Consider the following 20408-nt stretch of genomic DNA (forward strand, 5'->3'; position numbering starts at 1 on the left):
CGATCAGTTCACGCCGAGCGGCATCGTACGTTCACTCTAGCGGGCAGGTGTGCAGTGCTTCTGCCACAAAACATTTCAGACAGTGCGCGCCTTCGTCAGTGCTCTTCTAGACTTAACGGGTGGTCGCGGAAAGAACCGAGCACGTCGCTTTTGTGCAGTTGAACCGATGCCAGCGTGGCAAGCTGCAATTTATGCCCTGAAGAGGTGCGGCAAAGACCGTACCGGGCCCAACAAGATGCCCGCTCAGGGTGCCTGGCCAACGGCCAAAAATGCCACGATACCGTGACGTGGTGTGAACGCCGCAGCCGACACTTTCGGACAACCGACGACCTTCAGGTTTGTCCGTGACCGTGAGGAATGCTGTATGCCTGATGAGATGTTGTTGCACCTGCCGATGGTCAACAGCTTGCTGGAGCGCCATAAAGGCTCTGCGGGTGCGCTGTTGCCGATCCTCCATGAGATTCAGGAGGGCATCGGTTACATCCCCGATGTCGCCATTCCCGAGATTGCCCACGCCCTGAACCAGAGTCAGGCCGAGATTCGTGGGGTGATCAGCTTTTACCATGACTTCCGCACCGCGCCACCGGCCCGGCACATTCTGCGTTTGTGCCGCGCCGAGTCGTGCAAGAGTCGCGGTGCCGAGCAGCTTGCCGCGCAGTTGCGTGAACGCCTGCAACTGGACGATCACGGCAGCAGTGCCGATGGCAGCATCAGTTTGCGTCCGGTGTATTGCCTGGGTGCTTGTGCCTGTTCGCCGGCGCTGGAGTTGGATGGCAAGGTGCATGCGCGGTTGAGTGCCGCACGTCTGGATGCCTTGCTTGATGCTTGCCGGGAGGACGTATGAGCCTCTATCTGCCGAGTGATTCCCTGGCCCGTGCGGTGGGCGCTGATGACGTGGCGTTGGCCCTTGCCGGTCAGGATCTGCAACGCACCAGTTCGCGCGGCCTCTACTGGCTGGAACCGCTATTGGAAGTGGGCACCGCACAAGGCCGGATCGGCTTCGGCCCGCTGACTGCTGCCGATGTGCCTTCCGTGCTCGATGCGCTGCAAGGCGATCCGTCCGCACATCCACTGGCCTTGGGCCTGGTGGAAGAATTGCCCTATCTGAAGACTCAACAACGCCTGCTGTTCGCCCGCGCCGGCATCACCCAGCCATTGTCGCTCGACGATTACCGGACCCATGGCGGTTTCGAGGGTTTAACCAGGGCTGTCAGCATTGGCGGCGAACAAGCCGCGACGGAAGTGTTCGATTCCGGCCTGCGTGGCCGTGGCGGCGCAGCGTTCCCGGCGGGGATCAAATGGCGCACGGTGCGCGGCACCCAAGCGGCGCAAAAATACATTGTGTGCAACGCCGACGAAGGCGACTCCGGCACGTTCGCCGACCGCATGTTGATGGAAGGCGACCCCTTCCTGCTAATCGAAGGCATGGCGATTGCCGGCATCACCGTCGGTGCCACCTACGGCTACATCTATGTGCGCTCGGAATATCCACAAGCCGTGTCGACTTTGCGCGAGGCGCTGGATATCGCCCGGGCCAACGGTTACCTCGGCGCCAATGTCGGCGGCAGCGGTCAGGCGTTCGATATGGAAGTACGGGTCGGCGCCGGCGCTTACATCTGCGGTGAGGAAACCGCGCTGCTGGATTCCCTCGAAGGCAAGCGCGGGATCGTCCGCGCCAAGCCGCCGATTCCGGCGTTGCAGGGCTTGTTCGGTCTGCCGACGCTGGTGCACAACGTGCTGACGTTGGCCTCGGTGCCGCTGATTCTGGCCAAGGGTGCGCAGTTCTATCGTGATTACGGCATGGGCCGTTCCCTGGGCACGATGCCTTTTCAATTGGCGGGCAATATTCTTCACGGCGGTTTGGTGGAGCGGGCGTTTGGCCTGACCCTGCGCGAACTGGTGGAAGGCTACGGCGGCGGCACCGCGACGGGCCGGCCGCTGAAAGCCGCGCAAGTGGGCGGCCCGCTCGGCACCTGGGTGCCACCGTCGCAATTCGACACGCCGCTGGATTACGAAGCCTTCGCCGGCATCGGCGCGATGCTCGGTCACGGTGGCGTGGTGGCAGCGGACGACACGTTGGACATGGCGCAGATGGCGCGCTTCGCGATGCAGTTCTGCGCCGAGGAATCCTGTGGCAAATGCACGCCGTGCCGCATCGGCTCGACTCGCGGTGTCGAGGTGATCGATCGCCTGCTCGCCGCGCCGGACCAAAGCGGTCGCGATGAACAGGCGATCGTCCTCAAGGACCTGTGCGACACGATGCAATACGGTTCGCTGTGCGCCTTGGGCGGCATGGCCCCCTTCCCGGTGGTCAGCGCCCTCAAGTACTTCCCCGCCGACTTCGGTCTGCAGCCCTCGGAGGCCGACCAATGATCACCCTCTTCGACCCGAAAACCGATATCGATTTCGGCACCCCGGCCCGCGACAGCCAGGTGCACGTCACGCTGAACATCGACGGCCGCAGCATCAGCGTGCCCGAAGGCACTTCGGTGATGCGCGCTGCTGCGCTGCTGGGCACCACCATTCCAAAACTGTGCGCCACCGACAGCCTCGAAGCCTTCGGCTCGTGCCGCATGTGCCTGGTGGAAATCGACGGCATGCGCGGCTACCCGGCGTCCTGCACCACGCCGGTCACTGAAGGCATGAGCGTGCACACCCAGACGCCGAAACTCGCCACCCTGCGGCGCAATGTCATGGAGTTGTACATCTCCGATCACCCGCTGGACTGCCTGACCTGTTCCGCCAACGGCAACTGCGAATTGCAAACCGTGGCCGGCCAGGTGGGCCTGCGGGAAGTGCGTTACGGCTATGAAGGCGAGAATCATCTGGCGGATGTGAAGGACACGTCCAACCCCTACTTCGACTACGACCCGAGCAAGTGCATTGTCTGCAACCGCTGCGTGCGCGCCTGCGAAGAAACCCAAGGCACGTTTGCCCTGACCATTACCGGGCGCGGGTTTGAGTCCCGTGTTTCGGCCGCCGGTGGCGAGAACTTCCTCGATTCGGAATGCGTGTCCTGCGGCGCCTGTGTGCAGGCCTGCCCCACCGCGACCCTGATGGAAAAAAGCGTGGTCGAACTGGGTCAGCCCGAACGCAGTGTGATCACTACCTGCGCCTATTGCGGTGTGGGCTGTTCGTTCCGCGCCGAGATGAAGGGCGACAAACTGGTGCGCATGGTTCCGGACAAAAACGGTCACGCCAACCACGGCCATTCCTGCGTCAAGGGCCGCTTTGCCTGGGGCTACGCCACCCACCCGGATCGCATCACCACACCGATGATCCGCAACCACATCAACGACCCGTGGCAAGAAGTCAGTTGGGATGAAGCGGTGACCTACGCCGCCAGCGAATTCCGTCGGTTGCAGCAAAAGTACGGTCGCGATTCCATTGGTGGCATCACTTCCAGCCGTTGCACCAACGAAGAAACCTACCTCGTCCAAAAACTGGTGCGCGCCGCGTTCGGCAATAACAACGTCGACACCTGCGCGCGGGTCTGCCACTCGCCGACCGGTTATGGCTTGAAACAGACCTTGGGCGAATCCGCCGGTACTCAGAGTTTCGACTCGGTGATGCAAGCCGACGTGATTCTGGTGATGGGCGCCAACCCCAGCGACGCCCACCCGGTGTTCGCTTCCCAGCTCAAACGTCGACTGCGCGAAGGCGCGCGGCTGATCGTGATCGACCCACGGCGCATTGATCTGGTGGACGCGGTGCACGCCCGCGCCGAACTGCACCTGGCCCTGCGCCCGGGCACCAACGTCGCCATGCTCAATGCCCTGGCCCACACCATCGTCACCGAAGGCCTGCTCAAACAAGACTTTATCGATGAACGTTGCGAGGGCAGCGATTTCGCGCGCTGGAGCGAATTTGTCAGCCGTGCGGAAAACTCACCAGAAGTGCTTGGCGCCATTTGCGGTGTAGACGCTGCCGACATCCGGGCAGCCGCCCGTCTGTACGCGAGCGCCGGCAATGCGGCGATCTACTACGGCTTGGGCATCACCGAACACAGCCAAGGCAGCACGGCCGTCATGGGCATCGCCAACCTGGCCATGGCCACCGGCAACATTGGTCGCGAAGGTGTGGGCGTGAACCCGCTGCGTGGACAGAACAACGTCCAGGGCTCCTGCGACATGGGTTCGTTCCCGCACGAGTTGCCCGGCTACCGGCACATCTCCAACGAAGTGGTGCGGACACAGTTTGAACAGGCGTGGAATGTGACCTTGCAACCCGATCCGGGCCTGCGTATTCCGAATATGTTCGAAGCGGCGCTGGCCGGCAGTTTCAAGGGCTTGTATTGCCAGGGCGAAGACATTGCCCAGAGCGACCCGAATACCCAACACGTCACTGCGGCCCTGTCGGCCATGGAATGCGTGGTGGTGCAGGATATTTTCCTAAACGAAACCGCCAGGTTCGCCCACGTGTTCCTGCCGGGCAGTTCGTTCCTGGAAAAGGACGGCACCTTCACCAACGCCGAGCGCCGTATCTCCCGCGTGCGCAAAGTCATGGAGCCCTTGGGTGGCAAGGCTGACTGGGAGGGCACGGTGGCCCTCGCCAACGCGTTGGGCTACCCGATGAACTACACGCACCCGTCGCAAATCATGGATGAAATCGCCAGCCTGACGCCGACCTTCACCAATGTCAGCTACGCCGCACTGGACAGCCACGGCAGCCTGCAATGGCCGTGCAACGCCGCCGCGCCGGACGGCACGCCGACCATGCACATCGATCAATTCGTGCGCGGCAAGGGGCGCTTCATGCTCACCGGCTACGTGCCCACCGAGGAAAAGGTCAACAATCGCTATCCGCTGCTGCTGACCACCGGACGCATCCTCAGCCAGTACAACGTCGGCGCGCAAACCCGGCGCACCGAAAACGTTGCCTGGCACGACGAGGATCGCCTGGAAATCCATCCGACCGACGCCGAAAGCCGTGGCATCAACGAGGGCGATTGGGTCGGCATCGGCAGCCGCGCCGGCCAGACTGTCCTGCGTGCGCGGGTCACCGAACGGGTGGCGCCGGGCGTGGTGTACACCACGTTCCACTTCCCGGAATCCGGGGCAAACGTGATCACCACCGACAACTCCGACTGGGCCACCAACTGTCCGGAGTACAAGGTCACCGCCGTGGAAGTCAGCCGCGTCTACCACCCTTCGGAGTGGCAAAAACGCTATCAGGCCTTCAGCGACGAACAGGACCGTCTGCTTAAAGACCGCCGTCATGCACGCGGCGCCAAAGCCGAGGTGCGCCGATGAGTACGGAAAGCCTGATCAAAATGGCCAACCAGATCGCCCAGTATTTCGCCACCGAGCCGGATCAGCAATTGGCCGTGCTCGGTGTGCGCAATCACTTGCAGATGTACTGGACGCCCGGCATGCGCAAGGAATTGCTGGCCTGGCAGACCGAGCATCAAGGAGCGGACATGCACCCACTGGCGCAAGCGGCGGTCAGTGGGGCGGGTTGGGAGGCTTAGGCTTGCACGATCGTTGAGATTAGCCCCGAGCCATTCGGGGCTTTCCCTCTGCGACTCATCGCCGAGAACTCAGCTTCGGAACTAGAACTCGACTCTTTGATAAGTCCCTTCAGCCCCGACATTGTGGCCAAAACCACACCACTCACCGGCCGTGCGCTTGACCGTGAGCAGGTCTTTTTTAATGTCGAAGTCGTAGGCACAGTCGCCGTCGTCTTTTTCGCTCATGGCGTAATGAGCCTTGCCGTTATCAACCGTCAACACCGTTGAAAACTCGCCGATATTGGGGCCGTAATACATCGCCATCAAGCCAGCGTAATACCCCTGAAAATCAACTGTGAATTGTTGACCCTGCGGTTTGATCGTCATGCTGTTCCACAACGATGCCCCGGCATATTGCCAATACTGCCCTTCCGGTTTACTTGAGAGTTTCTCTAAAGCGTTCTTTATGTCGCCGCTGATCTTGCCGAGGTTGAAGATCGACTTTTTGTCATCCGGCAGAATGCTCAGCCACGCACGGGCCTTAAGGTAATTGCCTTCGTGGATGTAGGTGAGCGCAATATTGTTGTAGGCCATCGCGACTTTATCTTCGTCCATCTGACAACTTTCAGACCAGCCGGCTTGCTGCTCGTACTGTTCCCGGGCCTTGGCATATTGCTTGAGCTTGTAATACTTCCCACCCTCGGCGGAATACTCACTGATCTTGAGGCAATTGGCGGTCGCCTCTTCTTCGGTAATGTCTGCCTGAGCCAATAGCGGTGTGATGAGAAACAAGAAGATCGCTTGAACCTGTAGCAAGCGACGCACTAAAGGAGAGTGCTTAACGTCCATATTATTTTTCCCTGTGGATAAGTCGACCTACCGAGCGCGGCGAAGGGTAGCGTGGTCGCACCGGGCAGACAATCGGCGCAACGCCCACCGCATAAACTTCGCCCCCATCGTTCCCTTACTCCCGCATAATCCTTCTCCTGCACTTCCGATGAATGCCAGCACCACGGCGCAACCATTACAAGGACGCAATATGCAAATCAGCCAAGGACAACGGTTACCCTTGTCCAGCCTCATGCCGGGTTCGCAGCTCACGCTTTCGATCAACGTCCAGTCGCCCCATGTGCTCGACTTTGTGTGCTTCGGCATCGATGCCCAAGGCAAACTGTCCGATGATCGCTACATGGTGTTTTTCAACCAGCCCACGACACCGTGCAATGGCGTGAGCATGTCGAACGGCGGTGATTTCACCCTCGACCTTGCCAAACTCCCCGCCACTATTGATCGTCTGGTCTTCACCACCTCGATCGACGGTGCTGGCGCGATGCGCGATATCCAGGCCAGCCGTTTCAGCATCAAGAGCCTGTCGGGCAATGTGTTGGCGCAATGCCCGTTTTCGGGAGCGACCTTCGCCGACGAAAAGGCAATCATGGTCGTCGAGCTTTATCGCAAGTCGGGCGAATGGCGCCTGGCGTCCAACCTGCAAGGGTTCAACGCCGGCCTGGAAGCGCTGGTGAAACATTTCGGCGGCGATGTGGCTGACGCGCCGGCGCCGACGCCCGCTCCAGTCCCCGTACCGGCTCCCGTTACAAGCAGCATTTCCCTCGAGAAGAAGATCGGCAATGCCGCGCCGCACCTGATCAGCCTGGCGAAGAAAGCCCAGATCAGCCTCGAAAAAGCCAAGCTGACGGATGTTAAGGCGCGGGTCGGCCTGGTGTTGGATTCGTCCGGCTCCATGCACAACCAATACACCATCGGCCGCGTTCAGGAAGTGGTCAATCGACTGCTGCCCCTGGCGCTGCACTTCGACGACGATGGCACCCTCGACTGCTGGGCGTTCGGCGCCGACACCTTGCAGCTGTCTGCCGTGACGCTGGCCAACCACAAAGACTTCATCAACACCGACAGCCATGGCTGGAAAGACTGGAAAGTGGGCGCTCGCTACAACGACGAACCCAAGGCCATCAAGAAAGTCATCGACTTCTACAAGAAGTCCCGGGACACCACACCGGTCTATATCCTGTTCATCAGCGATGGCGGTGTTTCTGAAAGCGGCGCGATCAAAAAACTGATGATCGAAGCGGCCAAACTGCCGATCTTCTGGCAATTCGTCGGCATCGGCGGGCACAACTACGGCATCCTGGAAAAACTCGACACCATGCAAGGCCGGGTCGTCGACAACTGTGGTTTCTTCGCGCTGGATGACCTGCGCGACATCAGCGAAGAGCAGCTGTACGACAAGCTGATGGAAGAATTCCCACAATGGCTGAAGGATGCGAAGGCTAAAGGGATTATTTTTTAATCTTGCTCCCGCCCTCTCCCGCAGCGCATTGTTTCGCGGTGCGGGAGAGGCGTTTCAGCCCAGGTCGGACAGTTCGAACGGGCTGATCTCCCGGAACCGCGCAGAACGATCCAGACTGACCCGCGCGCCAGCAGCAGTGAATGTCGCCGCGGGATCAAGCTCGACGAGTCGATGGAAGTCGATACCTTCCCACTGCTCCCGCGTGACCATCGCCGACATCACGTATTGATCCTCGACTAACGCTGTCGCCGGGTTCGTGCGCTGGATGTACCCCGACACCAGGCATGTCCGAATCCCCGGCAACAACGCAAACACCTCGCCCACCACTCTGAACAACGAACCATGGCATAGCGCTACGAAATCACGGCGCACCTGTGCGTCCGTGCGATTCTTGAATGACAGCTTGCCGTTGCCTCGCGCTTCAGCCGTGCGGCGCGGCACTTCGCTCTCATCCGGCAGATCGACATCCAGCGCGATCCCGGTGACGTCCTGGGTGAACGCGTAGGCAACCTGCGTCGCCCTGGGCCAGGCAATGCCGCTCAGCACGTAGTCCAACGCCGCTTCCATCTGCGCACTGAAGCCTTTGGCCGCCAGACGAAAGGCCTTTTCGATGTCCGACCTGTCCTTTTCGTGCGTGTCGCGGGCCACGGTCCAGTCGAGCAGATCGCTTTGATACTGCGCCTCTGCGGCTTGCGTCATCGCGTCCATCCGCGCCGAACGCAAGAGCAACCGATCCACCAGCGAAGGGTCCTGAATCACCGGGGGCGAAGGTGGATCGATGGGAAACGGCGCCGGTATGGCGGGTGGCGCGTTCGGTGCCGGCGTCAGCAAGTGAACGCCCAGACATTGTTCCAGCTCGGTGTTGAGCTTTTGCGCCGCTCGCTCCATCAGGTCCTGAATCGTGTACGCCTGCTCGACCTTGACGCGCTTGATCACGGCGGCGGACAGCTCGTTACCGTCAAGATCGCTCAGCAACAACGTGCCGTCATCCTCCACCGACAGCTTGACCGAACCGCTGTAATCAGCGGCCCCGGACGCCGCCGGGCCGGAACGACGTGGCCGGTCGATGCGCTCACGGTAGGAAAGCCCCGTGCCCGGTAACCCGGCGTTAAGGTAAGTGCCATGCTTGCCCATCGTCATGCTCAAGCCACGCGGCCCGACAGAGGCGCTCAATCCCGAGGAGCTGATGTTGAGCCGAATGCCCGGAATGATCGTAATCCGCTTGCTGAATCTGAAGGCCATGATTGCTCCCTGTTCAAACGCTCAAGCGCTGGGCGAAATCCCGGCGCATTCCCTGATGACGCGCGCAGCGCTTAACTAGACGCGCCCGGCCATGTAGTCATTGATCGATGAAAAATGCCGATGACGGCAAATCCAGCCCGAAAAGAATACGAAGATCGAAGTGCAGGCAATCATCCAGCCGCGCTTGCGGCGTGCCTCACGCTGGTTTCGAGAACCGCCGGCCAGTATCAGCGCCATCATCAGGAAGTAAATCAAGAGCAAACCGACTTTGGCGAACAGCGCGAGCAGGAAATACAGCGACACGCCATTACTGCGGTAGGTTTGAATGATCACCTGGAGGGCCATCAAACCCGTAATGACCAACGCAGCGATGACGGCGTAGTTCTTCGGCACTTCAAAAAAGGCCAGCGCAAAGTATGAGCCGATGCCAATGGCCGGGGTGAGGCTCGTCCACAGGGCGTCGGTGTAATCCTGGTAAATGGTCATTGATCCACGGTGATGCAACCAGACGGCAGCTATCAGCAATAGCAGCACAGCGAGGCCGGCCAGTTTGAGTGGCAACAGTTCGTGGGGATCTTTCGTGCTGGTGTTATTGGTGGGTGCAACGCCCACGGGCGCAACCGGCGGACTTGAAACCGCTGGAGCAGGTGAAGTGCTCACCGATGGCACGCTCCGATCCACGGCGATTTTTTGTTGAGGCACCGGTGCCGGTGCTGGTGTAACAGGCTTTGGGGCAGGCGCGACCTTTGGAGGGTTGGCAGCCATTTGCTCTTGCACCCGGGCCGACATCACGCCAACGAGACAGTCCGTCGTCGTGCAGGTGTTGCGCTGCTTCAACCAGTCCCGTTGCTCCTGGCGAAGTGCGGTCTTGTCCGCGACCCGATCCAGTGCCTGGACATACAAACTGTTGATCTGTTCGTCGAGGCGCGAGAGTTGTGGGCTTTCACAAATCGCATGTTCCACAGGTGTTGAGGCCTTGGCGCAGTCAAAACTGGTCGCCTGTGCCGTTCCCAGCAGCAGGCAACAGGTGACGACGGCGAGTTTGAGTCCGATATCCAGTTTCATTGAGTTCCCTTCATTGGGTCAGCCGTTCCCGCCGCGTTGAGCGGGATACGACCCGACTCGCTTAACCCTGTTTAAGAGGCGCTTCTCGCAGTGCTTCGAGGCGATTGCCGTCCCATTGGTATTTCTGCTCCGACTCCAGCGTCGGGCAGCAGTTGGCATCCTCCGGACCAACTTCCAGCGAACTGACGCTGATGATCTTGTTATCGAGCACCTGTAGCGCGGTGACTGCACCGCTGACCACTGTGCTGCCCTTGAAATCGAAGGCGCCATTGTTCGAATAGAAAATACCCAGGGTCGAAAACGAACCGTTGCCGCCGCCCTGCCCTTCAATGGTGTAAATCACCAAGGCGTCAACCTGGCCGTCACCGTTGAGATCGGCCCTGAGGACTTTTCGACCTTCCGGGTATTCGTCGCCGCCGTCTTCGCGGGTGGCGGCGTTCACTGCGTTGGAAATAGCGGCATCCAGTGACCCGGCAACTGGCGCGGGTACGGGCTGGGGCACTGAAACGGGCGGTTGCACCGCTGCTGGCGCCGGGGCTTGAACAGCGGGCGCGGTTTCAGCCGCAGCCAGACGTGGCGTGATCCCTTTGGATTTGGCCTCGGCTACAAACTGCTTGAGCACAGCGTTACGAATGTCCTTGGCATCGTCATAACCAATCAACAGGTTCCTTGAGTTTGAGAAGGGCTGGCCATCCCCCAGAAACCATCGCGCAAACCAGCCTGGTCGCATCTTTTCCTGCTGCTCTATCGCCTGATCGAGCACTTTCCCACTGACATCCAGATACAACGCGTACCCGTCATCACCAAAGGCTTTCACCATCTCGTCTTTCTGAGCGCCCACCTTGGTCTTCATGACTTCCAGCATGATGATGTTGGTGTCGACCAACTTGCTTTCACATTCGTTGGTGTAGTTGCCAAAGCAGGTTTCTTTGTATTCCTGGACCGCATTGTTCAGTTTGAAGTCGTTGTACGCCCCACACCCTGCCAACAACGTGATCGTGGCACCTGCCAGGATGGCCCGTGTGTTCATATCCCTGAATCCTTTTTCCGTTAACCCAACCCCGATCCCGCAGGTTTTGAATGAGATCGACACAAAAAAGCCCCGCATGAAAGCGGGGCTCCCGGCACCCGAAAGGGTTAGCCGATGCTGACGCCGTGGGCTTCAGCCAGAGGCTTCAGGCCGCCGGCAAAACCTTGGCCGATGGCCTTGAACTTGAACTCTTCACCGCTGCGATACAGCTCGCCGAAGATCATGGCGGTTTCGGTGGAAGCGTCTTCGCTCAGGTCGAAACGTGCCAGTTCTTTGCCGTCAGCCTTGTTCACAACGCGGATGTAGCCGTTGGAAACCTGGCCGAAGTTTTGTTTGCGCGCATCGGAGTCGTGAATGGTGACTGCGAATACCAGTTTCTTCACCAGCGGAGCCAGGGAGGTCAGTTTGACCGTCACTTGCTCGTCGTCGCCTTCGCCGGCACCGGAGCGGTTGTCGCCCATGTGTTCGACGGAGCCGTCAGCCGACTTCTTGTTGTTGTAGAAAATGAAGCTGTTGTCGTCGAGCACTTTGCCGTTTTCGCCCACGACGAAAATCGACGCATCAAGGTCGAACTCGGTGCCGTCAGTGACGCGAGGATCCCAGCCCAGGCCCACGAGCACTTCGGTCAGACCGGGTGCTTCTTTGGACAGGGATACGTTGCCGCCTTTGGAAAGACTTACAGCCATGATTAGTTTCCTTATTCAGTAGACCGAGGGGTTTTAGAAGTTCATGCCGTACGAGTTGGCCAGCGCCTTCAAGCCACCGGCGAAGCCCGAACCCACGGCGCGGAATTTCCATTCGCCGTTGTTGCGGTACAGCTCGGCGAAGATCATCGCGGTTTCGGTGGAAGCGTCTTCTGCGAGGTCGTAACGCACGATCTCGGCACCGCTGATTTCGTTGACAACACGAATGAACGAGCCGCCGACCTGACCGAAGTTTTGCTTGCGAGCATCAGCGTCGTGGATGGTGACGGTGAAGGCGATCTTGTCGATATCAGCCGGAACGCGGCTCAAGTCGATTTTCAGCACTTCGTCGTCGCCATCGCCAGCACCGGTGCGGTTGTCACCGGTGTGCTCGATGGAACCGTCAGCGCTTTTGAGCTGGTTGTAGAAAATGAAGTCGGCGTCACCACGCACTTTGCCGTTGGCACCCAGCAGGAACGCGCTCGCGTCCAGGTCAAATTCCGTGCCGTCAGTTGCGCGAGGATCCCAACCCAGACCAACCAGAATTTTGGTCAGCGAAGGATCGGTCTTCGATAGGGACAGGTTGCCGCCTTTTTGAAGAGTCAATGCCATGAGTACAGCTCCTTGTGGTTAATGCGTTTTGAATTACTGGTTGTCAGCCGGGGCAACTTCCTTTTCCGGGAAGATCACACTGGCGAAGATGCCGATGGCCAGCACCACGACAACGATGATCAGACTGGTGTTCGGATCGATGTTGTAACCGTGATGGAACAGGTGGTCAGTCGCATTCAGGCCGAGCTTCACCGCGATGAAAAACAGCAGCGCGATAACGGCTTTTTCCAGGTGCACCAGGTAGCGCTTGAGGGCTTCCAGTACGAAGTACATGGTCCGCAGGCCAAGAATGGCGAAGAGCATCGCCGAGAACACGATCAGCGGTTCCCGGCTGACCGCGATGACCGCCGGGACGGAGTCGAAAGCGAACAACACGTCGGACACTTCCATAACCACCAGGCACAGGAACAACGGCGTGGCGAACAGGCCGCCCTTGGCCGCCAGCGACATGCCCTGGTTTTCCGGCTTGGTCAGTTCGGCTTCCAGCGTCTTGCGACGCACGAAGAAGTCGTGACCATGCAGTTTCGGCCACACAGGGAACAGCTTCTTCGCGAAGCGGTAAGCCATGTGCGTGGAGTAATCTTCTTCCTCTTCGTCGTCACCGCCGCTGCGCAGCATCATGACTGCCGTCCAGGCCACGATCAGGGCAAAGACCACTTCGACCCACGGCCCCAGCGCCAGCAAACCAGTACCGATGGCCACGAAGATCAGGCGGAAAACGATCGCGCCGATGATGCCCCAGTACAGAACGCGGTGGCGCAGGCCATTCGGAACCTTGAACCAGGCGAAGATCGCCATGAACACGAACAGGTTATCCACGCTCAGGACTTTTTCCAGCGCATAGCCGGTGATGAACAGGGTCGCGACATCCGGACCGTGTTCGACGTACAGAAACCCTGCGAAGCCGAACGAGATGAGAATCCAGAACACCGACCAGGCCGACGCTTTGGCGAGGCTGATCGGCTGGTCACCGCGATGGGTGAACATGTCGAGGATCATCGCGCCGAGCGCCAGCGCCACGAATACAGCGATGGTCAGCGGGGGGAAACCCAGGTGAGTAACTTCCACAGTTTTTGTTCCTTAGAGTTCAAAGTCAGCCGGGGGTAGACCCAGCTCGAGGCAAATCAGGCGGCAAACGGCTTTTTCCTTGTCGTCGAAATTACCGTCCGACGCGCCGATAGCGCAGGCAACACGCACGAGCAGGCGGCCTGCGCCGTCCTTGCCCTTGATCTTGCTGATGTTCTTCAGGGCTTCGGCCTGACCGATCTGGTAGTCAAACTCGAACTTGCCACACGCGTCGTTGAAGACCTTGATGACGTCGGTCAGGTTGAACACCTTCAACTCAGGCGAGTTGTTGATGAACCCGGTCATCTTCATTTTTTCTGCCGAACTGACTTCACCGTCAGCCGCCGCGACCATGGCACAGCTATTGGCGACCGCTTCCATGAACTCTTTGTTCTTGAACTTGGCCACTTCGGTGCTCAGCTTTTCGCGGGCAAGTGCCGCGTTCGTTTTCAACCATGACAACATGTTGTTCACCTCAAGGGCGGGCCGAACCGGCCCGCCGTATTCAAATAATTACTTGGAGCCCGCCGCCCAGCGCATACCCCAGCCGTAAGCCTTGTCCATGACCGAATGGCCCTTGTGGAAGTCGACGCGTCGACTCACCTTGACGCCGCCGCCCACGTTTTCCAGCAGCGCGATGGCACACATGCCAAGGCGACCGCCCTCTTCATTCAGGCGAACTTCGATCGGTGGCTGGCCCGGGACATAAATGGTCACGACGCCATCGGTCTCACGCCAGTTCGGTGCACCTTCATAGATGAACGCAAACACCAGAACCCGGCGGATTTCACCCCAATGCTTACCGTTGATGTGCAGCCATTCGCCATCGCTGACGGCACCGGTACGGTCATCGCCCATCAGTTGGATGTAGGGATCGTATTCGAGCTCGCCGAAGCAATTGCCCAGCGCCTGAACAACCCCCTTGGACCCGTCCTGCAACTCAAAAAGGCAACCTACATCGAGGTCGATGGAATTGTTTCGCGAGAAGAAACCACCGCCCTTGCCCTTGTTCCAGTTGAGGTTGACCTTGATCTCGCCGAAGCCTTCTGCGGTTTTCTCCAGGCTGATCGAGGAGCGGGTCTTGTCGAGGGTGATTTTGCTGAGGCTGACCGACGACTTCGGTGCTGCCGGCGCTGGCGCGGCAGGTGCCGCAACAGGAGCAGGAGCAGCAACCGGAGCCGGGGTCGGCGCGGCAATTTCAACGCCGAAGTGCTTGGCCAACGGCTCCAGGCCACCGGCGAAACCCTGGGCGACACAACGGAACTTCCACTCACCCTGGCGACGGTAAAACTCGCCGAGGATCAGGGCTGTTTCCTTCATTCCGCCCGTGGGAATCTGCGCTTCGACGCCGCCAGTGACCGCCAGCGAAAGCTGGGACACACGGTCGAAACTGGCTTTGTTCTCATAAATCGTCGCGGTCAGCGCCACTTTCTCGACTGCCGCGTCGAGGCGTGACAAATCAAGGGTGAAGACCGCGCGACCGGCAGAGGATTCGGTCATCTGCACCGTTCCGCCCAGCACGTTGGTCTGGCCGTAGAAGCACATATCGGTGTCGCCGCGGACTTTACCCGCGGCCCCCAGGACAAATGCAGACACGTCGATATCCGCACCCGGAATGGCCGAGTAGCTGATATCGATCCGTACCTGGCCGGTGGCTACCGGCGCGTTTCCGCCAGGTACCAGGGTCGTCATGCACGCACCGCTTGAACGGCCAGGTTGACCAGGTCGTCAGCGGTACGGCCATTGGTCACCTGACCGATTGCCTTGAATTCCCAACCGCCGTTTTCACGCACCAGACTGGCCATGACCACGCCGGTATGACGACCCTTTTCCGACAGATTGAAGCGCGCCAGTTCGGTCTTGTTGCTCGCGTTAACGATGCGGCAATAGGCGTTGGCAATCTTTTCGAAGTTCTGGCCGGTGAAGCTGTTCACGGTAAACACCAGGGACTTGACGGTGGCCGGCAGACGTTGCAGATCAACAGTGATCGTTTCGTCGTCACCGTCGCCTTCGCCGGTACGGTTGTCGCCCGAGTGCTGGATCGAACCATCGCGGGAGGTCAGCTGACGGAACCACACCAGGTCCACTGGTTTGAAATCTGCATCGAAAAGAATGCAGGAAGCATCCAGGTCGACTTCACCACCGTTCCCCATCAAACGCCCCATGAACCCGGCTTTTTCCGGATCCCAGCCCAGGCCAAGACTGATAGCGGTGAGGCCACCGCCGGCAGTTTTTTCCAGGGAGATTGTTTGGTTTTTAGTCAGAGTTAGGGCCATCGGTACGCTCCTTGTTGATCGTCGGTTGCTCGTGTTTATCGTTGCTGCCCTCAACCGGATGAGTCGCCGTCGGCACAACGCCTGCGTCTCGAGCCAAGGTCTTGGTGACCCGAAGGCGTCCACGACGCCATGCGGGATGGAAATGTCGCCAGTGCGCATCTTGCGCAGCGGCCAAAAGCTCGTGGTCGCCACGGGTGTCGCCCCAGGCGCGCAATCGGTATTGCGTCAAATCCCCATACACCGCTTCAAGTCGCTGCACTTTCGCTTCACAGCGGCAGTTGTTGCCGGAGATGCGCCCCGTCAGCCGCCCATCGACGACTTCCAGTTCAGTGGCGATCAACTTGATGTTGAGGCGATCGGCAAACGGTTTCAGGACCAGCGCTGGCGAGGCTGAACACAGGGTGACCTCGCTGCCGGCCTGTCTTTCAGCGGCCACAGAGGTCAGCCCGGCAGGTCGCATCAGGCGGGTCCAATACAAGCCGCAGAATTCTGCGGCCTTGTGCCGGACCCACTCTTCTTTGGCGTCAGTCAGGAAAGCGGCGATCAGCCGTGCCTTGAGTTCGTCTCGAGACAAACGGCGCGTCAGGTAACGCACCCCCGGTCCGGCGAGCAGGCGCAAGCGCTTGGCGAACTCCAGTTTGCCAAATGCATATTTCAGAAAGGGGACGAAGCTGTCATGCCGGGTCAGCGTGCCGTCGAAGTCAAAAACCGACAGTACCTTGGCCCCGGCCGGGCCCATTTCGAGCATTTCCTGAGTCATCGACCCGCCTCCGCAAGACGAATCGATTGATCGGTCTGGCTCGGCTCCGCATGCCTGACGCCATGCCATTTGGCACGCTCAAGGATGTTGGTGGCCCATTTGAAGTGAGTGGCTGGTTCGCACATCGTGTCATTGTGATTGAAGACGGCAGGCGCGACCTCGTTCAGCATCAATTTGGCACAATTTAGATCTTCCAGGCTGACGCGCAGACTGTCCTGAATGCTGCTGATCTGGCTTGGATGAATGGCGGTTTTGCCCACCAGGCCATGGGCAATGTCGAGGCTCAGCTCTTCCAGCAGCAAGTGCGGCGTCGCCAAACGCTCGAACACCGGGGCGGTCAAGGCAAACCCTTGCGAGCCCATGACCCCGGCCAGCATCGGGATGACGTAACCCATGGGCGTGCTGTACAGCGTGGTCGCCGGATTGCGCCGCAGGCCCAGGCAACCCAGCAGGTCATTCCCGCCGATCCGCAGCGCAATGATGCGATGGTCCAGCGTCTGCTTGAGCGCCGCGCCCAACTCGACCATCGCCACCGGATTGAAGACTTCCCGGGTTTCCAGGGTCGGCATCAGAAAGATGTCGGGGTTGGTGACCGCCAACTCCCATGAGCGCAGATTGGCCAGGCTCAGTTTCGGCAAGACAAAACCATCCACATGCGCCATCAACGGCCAATCGTTGAGCACCGCGGCCATCTGCGAATCACGCGGTCGCACGAACAGCATCGGCCCGTCTGCCGAGCGGCCGCCCTGTTGTTCGATCGAACGCAACAACTTGTGCAGATTGGCCAACGCAGTCTCGACATCAATGTCCGCGACCGCGTCTTCAAGGCACACCACCATCGAGCGCAGTTCAGGCAACTTTTTGTGCAGGACCACGTCGAGGATGTCCTCGCGGGTTGCCGGCATGTAGAGCGTTGCACCGAGGGCGTAGGGCGATAGTGTTTTCATCAGCTCAAACTCCGGATGACGGTCACTGCACGGTAGGGACCCAAGGCTGCGCCGACCTCTTCAACCGTCACGTTCGCTCGTTCGGTCAGGTGCATCAGCAGTTGCACGTCCGGATCGCTGCGATCCCGGACCAGTACGTGATCCGGTACTCGGCGCAGGACGGCCCGCGTCGCCTCGGCAATCCCGGGTTTCACCCGGTTCAGATTGGTAATGCCAAATTGCGCGGCAATCGCGTCAATCACACCCAACGCCGAAGACTGGAGTTCGCAGCGTTGCGCCTCAGTCCAGGGAGCAGCGGCCTCGACCGCAGGCTGCGCCTGACGCACGGTTTCGATCTGGTCGATGAAGTCCCGCGTCACGTCGTGTTCGTGCAAGTGGTCGTAGACCACACAACCATGCAGGCCACCGTCGGTGGGCCAGATGGAACGCGAAACCAGGCCGGAAACCGTGGCCCCGAGGATGCCCGACGGGATCACCCAGTCTTCAGCCGAGGCCGCCAGCCAGGCGCGACCGCAAGGGTCGGCCAGCACGACAAGCCGTGGCTGCTCGGGAAACCGTGCATCGCCCTTGAGGCTGCGCTGGATCTCTCCAGAGATGGCGCCCTTACCGGTCCAGCCATCCACAAACACAATGTTTTCAGCGCCGTGAGCGGCAATCACCGCTTCCAGGGCAATCATGTCGATGCCTCGGTCACGAACAATGCTGATCCCGTAATGATGGGCGTCACGCCCCAGGTCCAGGAGCGCCCGGCGCAACAATACGCCCAAGGGCAGCCCGGCGCGCACAAACGAAACCAGCGCGATCGCAGGGCCGTCACAGGCCTGGTCCAACGCCAGTGCCAGGGATTGGACATCCCGGGCCATCCGGGCCGAATTCTGCAGCATTGCACGCTGGTACAGCCCTTTGTGGACGTCGGTCGGGGCCGATTCCAGGCTGATCATCTCGGAGTAATGCTTCTGCCGCGTCTGGATCAGGCGCTCTTTCTCTTCAACATCCGTCACTTCGATGTCGACCGGCTGCAAAAGGAAGTGCACGTCATCCGGCGCGTAACTGCCACTGCCGACCGTGGTCAGATGGGCAAAGGCATTAACCATTGATCATGGCCTCCACAACCTTCGCCAACTGGCTATTGGAAGGGGTCGCCCAGAAGTTACATTCGTTCATGAAGCCAAGGTCAGTGACACTGTCGCCAAACCCCAGCACCGGACGTTCGCCATTCGCGGCGCGATCACGACGCAGCAGCTCTTGAACCGCCAGACGCTTGGACAATCCCTTCGGCAGGAAGGCCAGGTTGTTGCCGTTGCCATGGATGTGCATGTCGTCGAGCAGGCCTCGGGACTGGACTTCAGCCAGAACCTTTTGCAGCACCGAATCGTCCGACTCGTTGTGCTTGGTCACGACGTAATTCAACAGGCCTTGCTCTTCCACCACCCAGCCGCGCAGGGAAAAACCCATTTCCTCACCGATGGCCAGGGTTGCAGCACTCAGCGCGGGGAGGCGGTTTTGATACGCCGCCAGCGCCTCAGTCATCTGCCCGTGCCAATCCCGATCCAGCGTACCGTCGGGCTGGAGAATCACACCGCCATGGGAACACACGGCGCCCGCGACGAAGGGCAATTGCACGCGGCTGTAGGCTTCGACGCTACGCGCCGTGACCGGCACGACATCCGCCGACGCCAGCAACCACTCCACAAAACTCTTCTGCACGGCGCTCATGTAGCCATTGGGCTGCCCCTCGACGTCCAGCGTCGCGGTGTGCCGTTCCGCGCCTTGCGGCATCTTGCGGGCGGTCTGGAACAGGGTGTCATCCAGATCGATGAGTATCAGGGGACGCTTATTGCTCATCGACAATGACCTCGGCGTTCAATGCATCAATCAGCGACCGGGGCACCGCTTGCGCAGGCGTTTCGGTGCAGATCAACACCCGGTCAAACTGACCCGGACGCACGTTGTAGAGAAAATTCGGGATGCCGAGGCCGTAGTTGTCGGAGAACGACAAGGCGTGGCCGATCTCATGGCCCAAGGCAATCGGCGAGCGACTGGTCGAGCTGAAATGCACGTCAGCCCCTGCCCGCTCCAGACGCTCGGCCAGCAGAAACGGACGCCAGACAAATTCGCTGGTGCCCACGACCATCACGCGCTCGCCCGGCTTGACCTGAATATCCGGGGCCAATGTGTCCGCCACATGACGCACGCCCAAGCGTCCCCAGTCGTTACGCGGATCAAGCGGCCATTCACCCACGGCAACCGCGCCCACATCCGGCATTTCCGGTAATGGCGCGTCTTGATCTTCAGAGAAGCGATAAGCGCCCTGCAGCAGCGACACCTGAGTGGCGGTCTCGCCCAGAACGTTGCGCACCGCGCCGCGGGACCAGTCAGTGAGCACACAGGTCACGACCCGCTCCACCTTGCTCAGCCCGGCATCCACGAGGGCGCGATGCAGATTGATGAACGTCTTGCCGGTGGAAGCTTCATCGTCAACCAGCACCAGGGAACGCGCATTCAGCATCATTTCCCGGACATCGAGATCGGTGGGCTGGTGAATCAGGTGCGCACTGGCGTGGCTGTGTTCTTCTTCAAAACGGGTGAACAGTTCGGTGCCGACCGGATGGCGAGTGCTCACCATATAGACGGCGTCCGGGCGGGTCTTGCTGTAAGCGCGGTGCACGCCGGCACCCAGGCCAACCGCCGTCTCCGCCATACCGATCACCAGTACGGGGCCCGGCAGATCATCGGGAATCTTTGCCGCCAAGCGCTCGTAGCTGGCCTGCATCATCGATGGGCGCACGGGAATATGCCGGCCCAGAACACGGGACACAAAAAGAAACGCACGTTTAGGATTACGGCGCTCGGCGAATCCGAACAAAGAGTGGGGTTCGATGGATGATTCATCGACATCGACTTCCATCAGCCCGCGTTTGAGCTGCGCGCTGAGTCGGGTGGTCGAGGTTTTTTCTACTGCGAATTCCAT

The 20408-nt window shown here is 60.0% G+C and carries 20 protein-coding genes; 5 read left to right on the top strand and 15 right to left on the bottom strand.

From position 1 onward, the window contains the following. The first annotated feature begins 364 nt into the window (after positions 1-364). The 4 genes from HB680_RS10875 to HB680_RS10890 are packed head-to-tail and all read left to right on the top strand — an operon-like array spanning position 365 to position 5470. Positions 365-844: a formate dehydrogenase subunit gamma gene (locus HB680_RS10875; protein ID WP_213938451.1), complete on the top strand. Its 480-nt coding sequence runs from the start codon at positions 365-367 to the stop codon at positions 842-844. Next, complete coding sequence (locus tag HB680_RS10880) at positions 841-2373, top strand: formate dehydrogenase beta subunit (protein ID WP_213938452.1); 1533 nt, start codon at positions 841-843, stop codon at positions 2371-2373. The genes HB680_RS10875 and HB680_RS10880 overlap by 4 nt, the downstream gene beginning before the upstream one ends. Then, positions 2370-5252 (top strand): formate dehydrogenase subunit alpha, encoded by a 2883-nt coding sequence (gene fdhF / locus HB680_RS10885; RefSeq protein WP_213938453.1) that lies wholly within the window; start codon positions 2370-2372, stop codon positions 5250-5252. Before HB680_RS10880 ends, fdhF begins: the two co-directional genes overlap by 4 nt. Continuing rightward, the gene (locus HB680_RS10890) at positions 5249-5470 is read left to right on the top strand and encodes a formate dehydrogenase subunit delta (RefSeq protein WP_213938454.1); all 222 of its coding nucleotides are present in this window, start codon (positions 5249-5251) and stop codon (positions 5468-5470) included. The genes fdhF and HB680_RS10890 overlap by 4 nt, the downstream gene beginning before the upstream one ends. Before the next feature lie 81 nt (positions 5471-5551). Here HB680_RS10890 and HB680_RS10895 read toward each other — a convergent pair whose 3' ends face one another. Further along, on the bottom strand, positions 5552-6298 hold the full coding sequence (locus HB680_RS10895; RefSeq protein ID WP_213938455.1) for a tetratricopeptide repeat protein: 747 nt from the start codon (positions 6296-6298) through the stop codon (positions 5552-5554). 190 nt (positions 6299-6488) lie between these two features. Between HB680_RS10895 and HB680_RS10900 the strand changes: the two genes are divergently transcribed. Beyond that, positions 6489-7757: a VWA domain-containing protein gene (locus HB680_RS10900; protein ID WP_213938456.1), complete on the top strand. Its 1269-nt coding sequence runs from the start codon at positions 6489-6491 to the stop codon at positions 7755-7757. A 54-nt stretch (positions 7758-7811) separates the two neighbouring features. On the opposite strand, the gene HB680_RS10905 is transcribed toward HB680_RS10900, so the two are convergent. The 14 genes from HB680_RS10905 to HB680_RS10970 form a co-directional block, all read right to left on the bottom strand. After that, the gene (locus tag HB680_RS10905) at positions 7812-8999 is read right to left on the bottom strand and encodes a DUF4236 domain-containing protein (protein WP_213938457.1); all 1188 of its coding nucleotides are present in this window, start codon (positions 8997-8999) and stop codon (positions 7812-7814) included. A gap of 75 nt (positions 9000-9074) precedes the next feature. Next, entirely contained in the window at positions 9075-10064 is a 990-nt protein-coding gene (locus HB680_RS10910) for a lysozyme inhibitor LprI family protein (RefSeq protein ID WP_213938458.1), read from the bottom strand. 61 nt (positions 10065-10125) lie between these two features. Beyond that, positions 10126-11094 (bottom strand): hypothetical protein, encoded by a 969-nt coding sequence (locus HB680_RS10915; protein WP_213938459.1) that lies wholly within the window; start codon positions 11092-11094, stop codon positions 10126-10128. Positions 11095-11201: 107 nt separating this feature from the next. After that, positions 11202-11780, bottom strand: a complete 579-nt coding sequence (locus tag HB680_RS10920; protein ID WP_133840490.1) for a TerD family protein — start codon at positions 11778-11780, stop codon at positions 11202-11204. Between the two features lie 33 nt (positions 11781-11813). After that, positions 11814-12389: a TerD family protein gene (locus HB680_RS10925; RefSeq protein WP_149658108.1), complete on the bottom strand. Its 576-nt coding sequence runs from the start codon at positions 12387-12389 to the stop codon at positions 11814-11816. Between the two features lie 33 nt (positions 12390-12422). Then, positions 12423-13457, bottom strand: coding sequence for a TerC/Alx family metal homeostasis membrane protein (locus HB680_RS10930; protein ID WP_213938460.1), 1035 nt, complete (start codon positions 13455-13457; stop codon positions 12423-12425). Positions 13458-13469: 12 nt separating this feature from the next. Beyond that, positions 13470-13919, bottom strand: a complete 450-nt coding sequence (locus tag HB680_RS10935; protein WP_213938461.1) for a tellurite resistance TerB family protein — start codon at positions 13917-13919, stop codon at positions 13470-13472. Positions 13920-13967: 48 nt separating this feature from the next. Beyond that, positions 13968-15146 (bottom strand): TerD family protein, encoded by a 1179-nt coding sequence (locus tag HB680_RS10940; RefSeq protein WP_213938462.1) that lies wholly within the window; start codon positions 15144-15146, stop codon positions 13968-13970. Continuing rightward, a complete protein-coding gene (locus HB680_RS10945) occupies positions 15143-15730 on the bottom strand; it encodes a TerD family protein (protein WP_213938463.1) in 588 nt (195 codons plus the stop codon). The genes HB680_RS10940 and HB680_RS10945 overlap by 4 nt, the downstream gene beginning before the upstream one ends. Next, on the bottom strand, positions 15711-16490 hold the full coding sequence (locus tag HB680_RS10950) for an HAD-IB family hydrolase (protein WP_213938464.1): 780 nt from the start codon (positions 16488-16490) through the stop codon (positions 15711-15713). The genes HB680_RS10945 and HB680_RS10950 overlap by 20 nt, the downstream gene beginning before the upstream one ends. Continuing rightward, the gene (locus HB680_RS10955) at positions 16487-17437 is read right to left on the bottom strand and encodes an HpcH/HpaI aldolase/citrate lyase family protein (RefSeq protein ID WP_213938470.1); all 951 of its coding nucleotides are present in this window, start codon (positions 17435-17437) and stop codon (positions 16487-16489) included. Before HB680_RS10955 ends, HB680_RS10950 begins: the two co-directional genes overlap by 4 nt. Further along, complete coding sequence (locus tag HB680_RS10960) at positions 17437-18531, bottom strand: cysteine protease StiP family protein (RefSeq protein ID WP_213938472.1); 1095 nt, start codon at positions 18529-18531, stop codon at positions 17437-17439. Before HB680_RS10960 ends, HB680_RS10955 begins: the two co-directional genes overlap by 1 nt. Next, positions 18524-19282 (bottom strand): trehalose phosphatase, encoded by a 759-nt coding sequence (locus HB680_RS10965; protein WP_213938474.1) that lies wholly within the window; start codon positions 19280-19282, stop codon positions 18524-18526. Before HB680_RS10965 ends, HB680_RS10960 begins: the two co-directional genes overlap by 8 nt. Continuing rightward, complete coding sequence (locus HB680_RS10970; protein ID WP_213938475.1) at positions 19272-20408, bottom strand: phosphoribosyltransferase domain-containing protein; 1137 nt, start codon at positions 20406-20408, stop codon at positions 19272-19274. Before HB680_RS10970 ends, HB680_RS10965 begins: the two co-directional genes overlap by 11 nt.

It is taken from the genome of Pseudomonas sp. dw_612, assembly GCF_018449725.1.
GTDB lineage: Bacteria > Pseudomonadota > Gammaproteobacteria > Pseudomonadales > Pseudomonadaceae > Aquipseudomonas.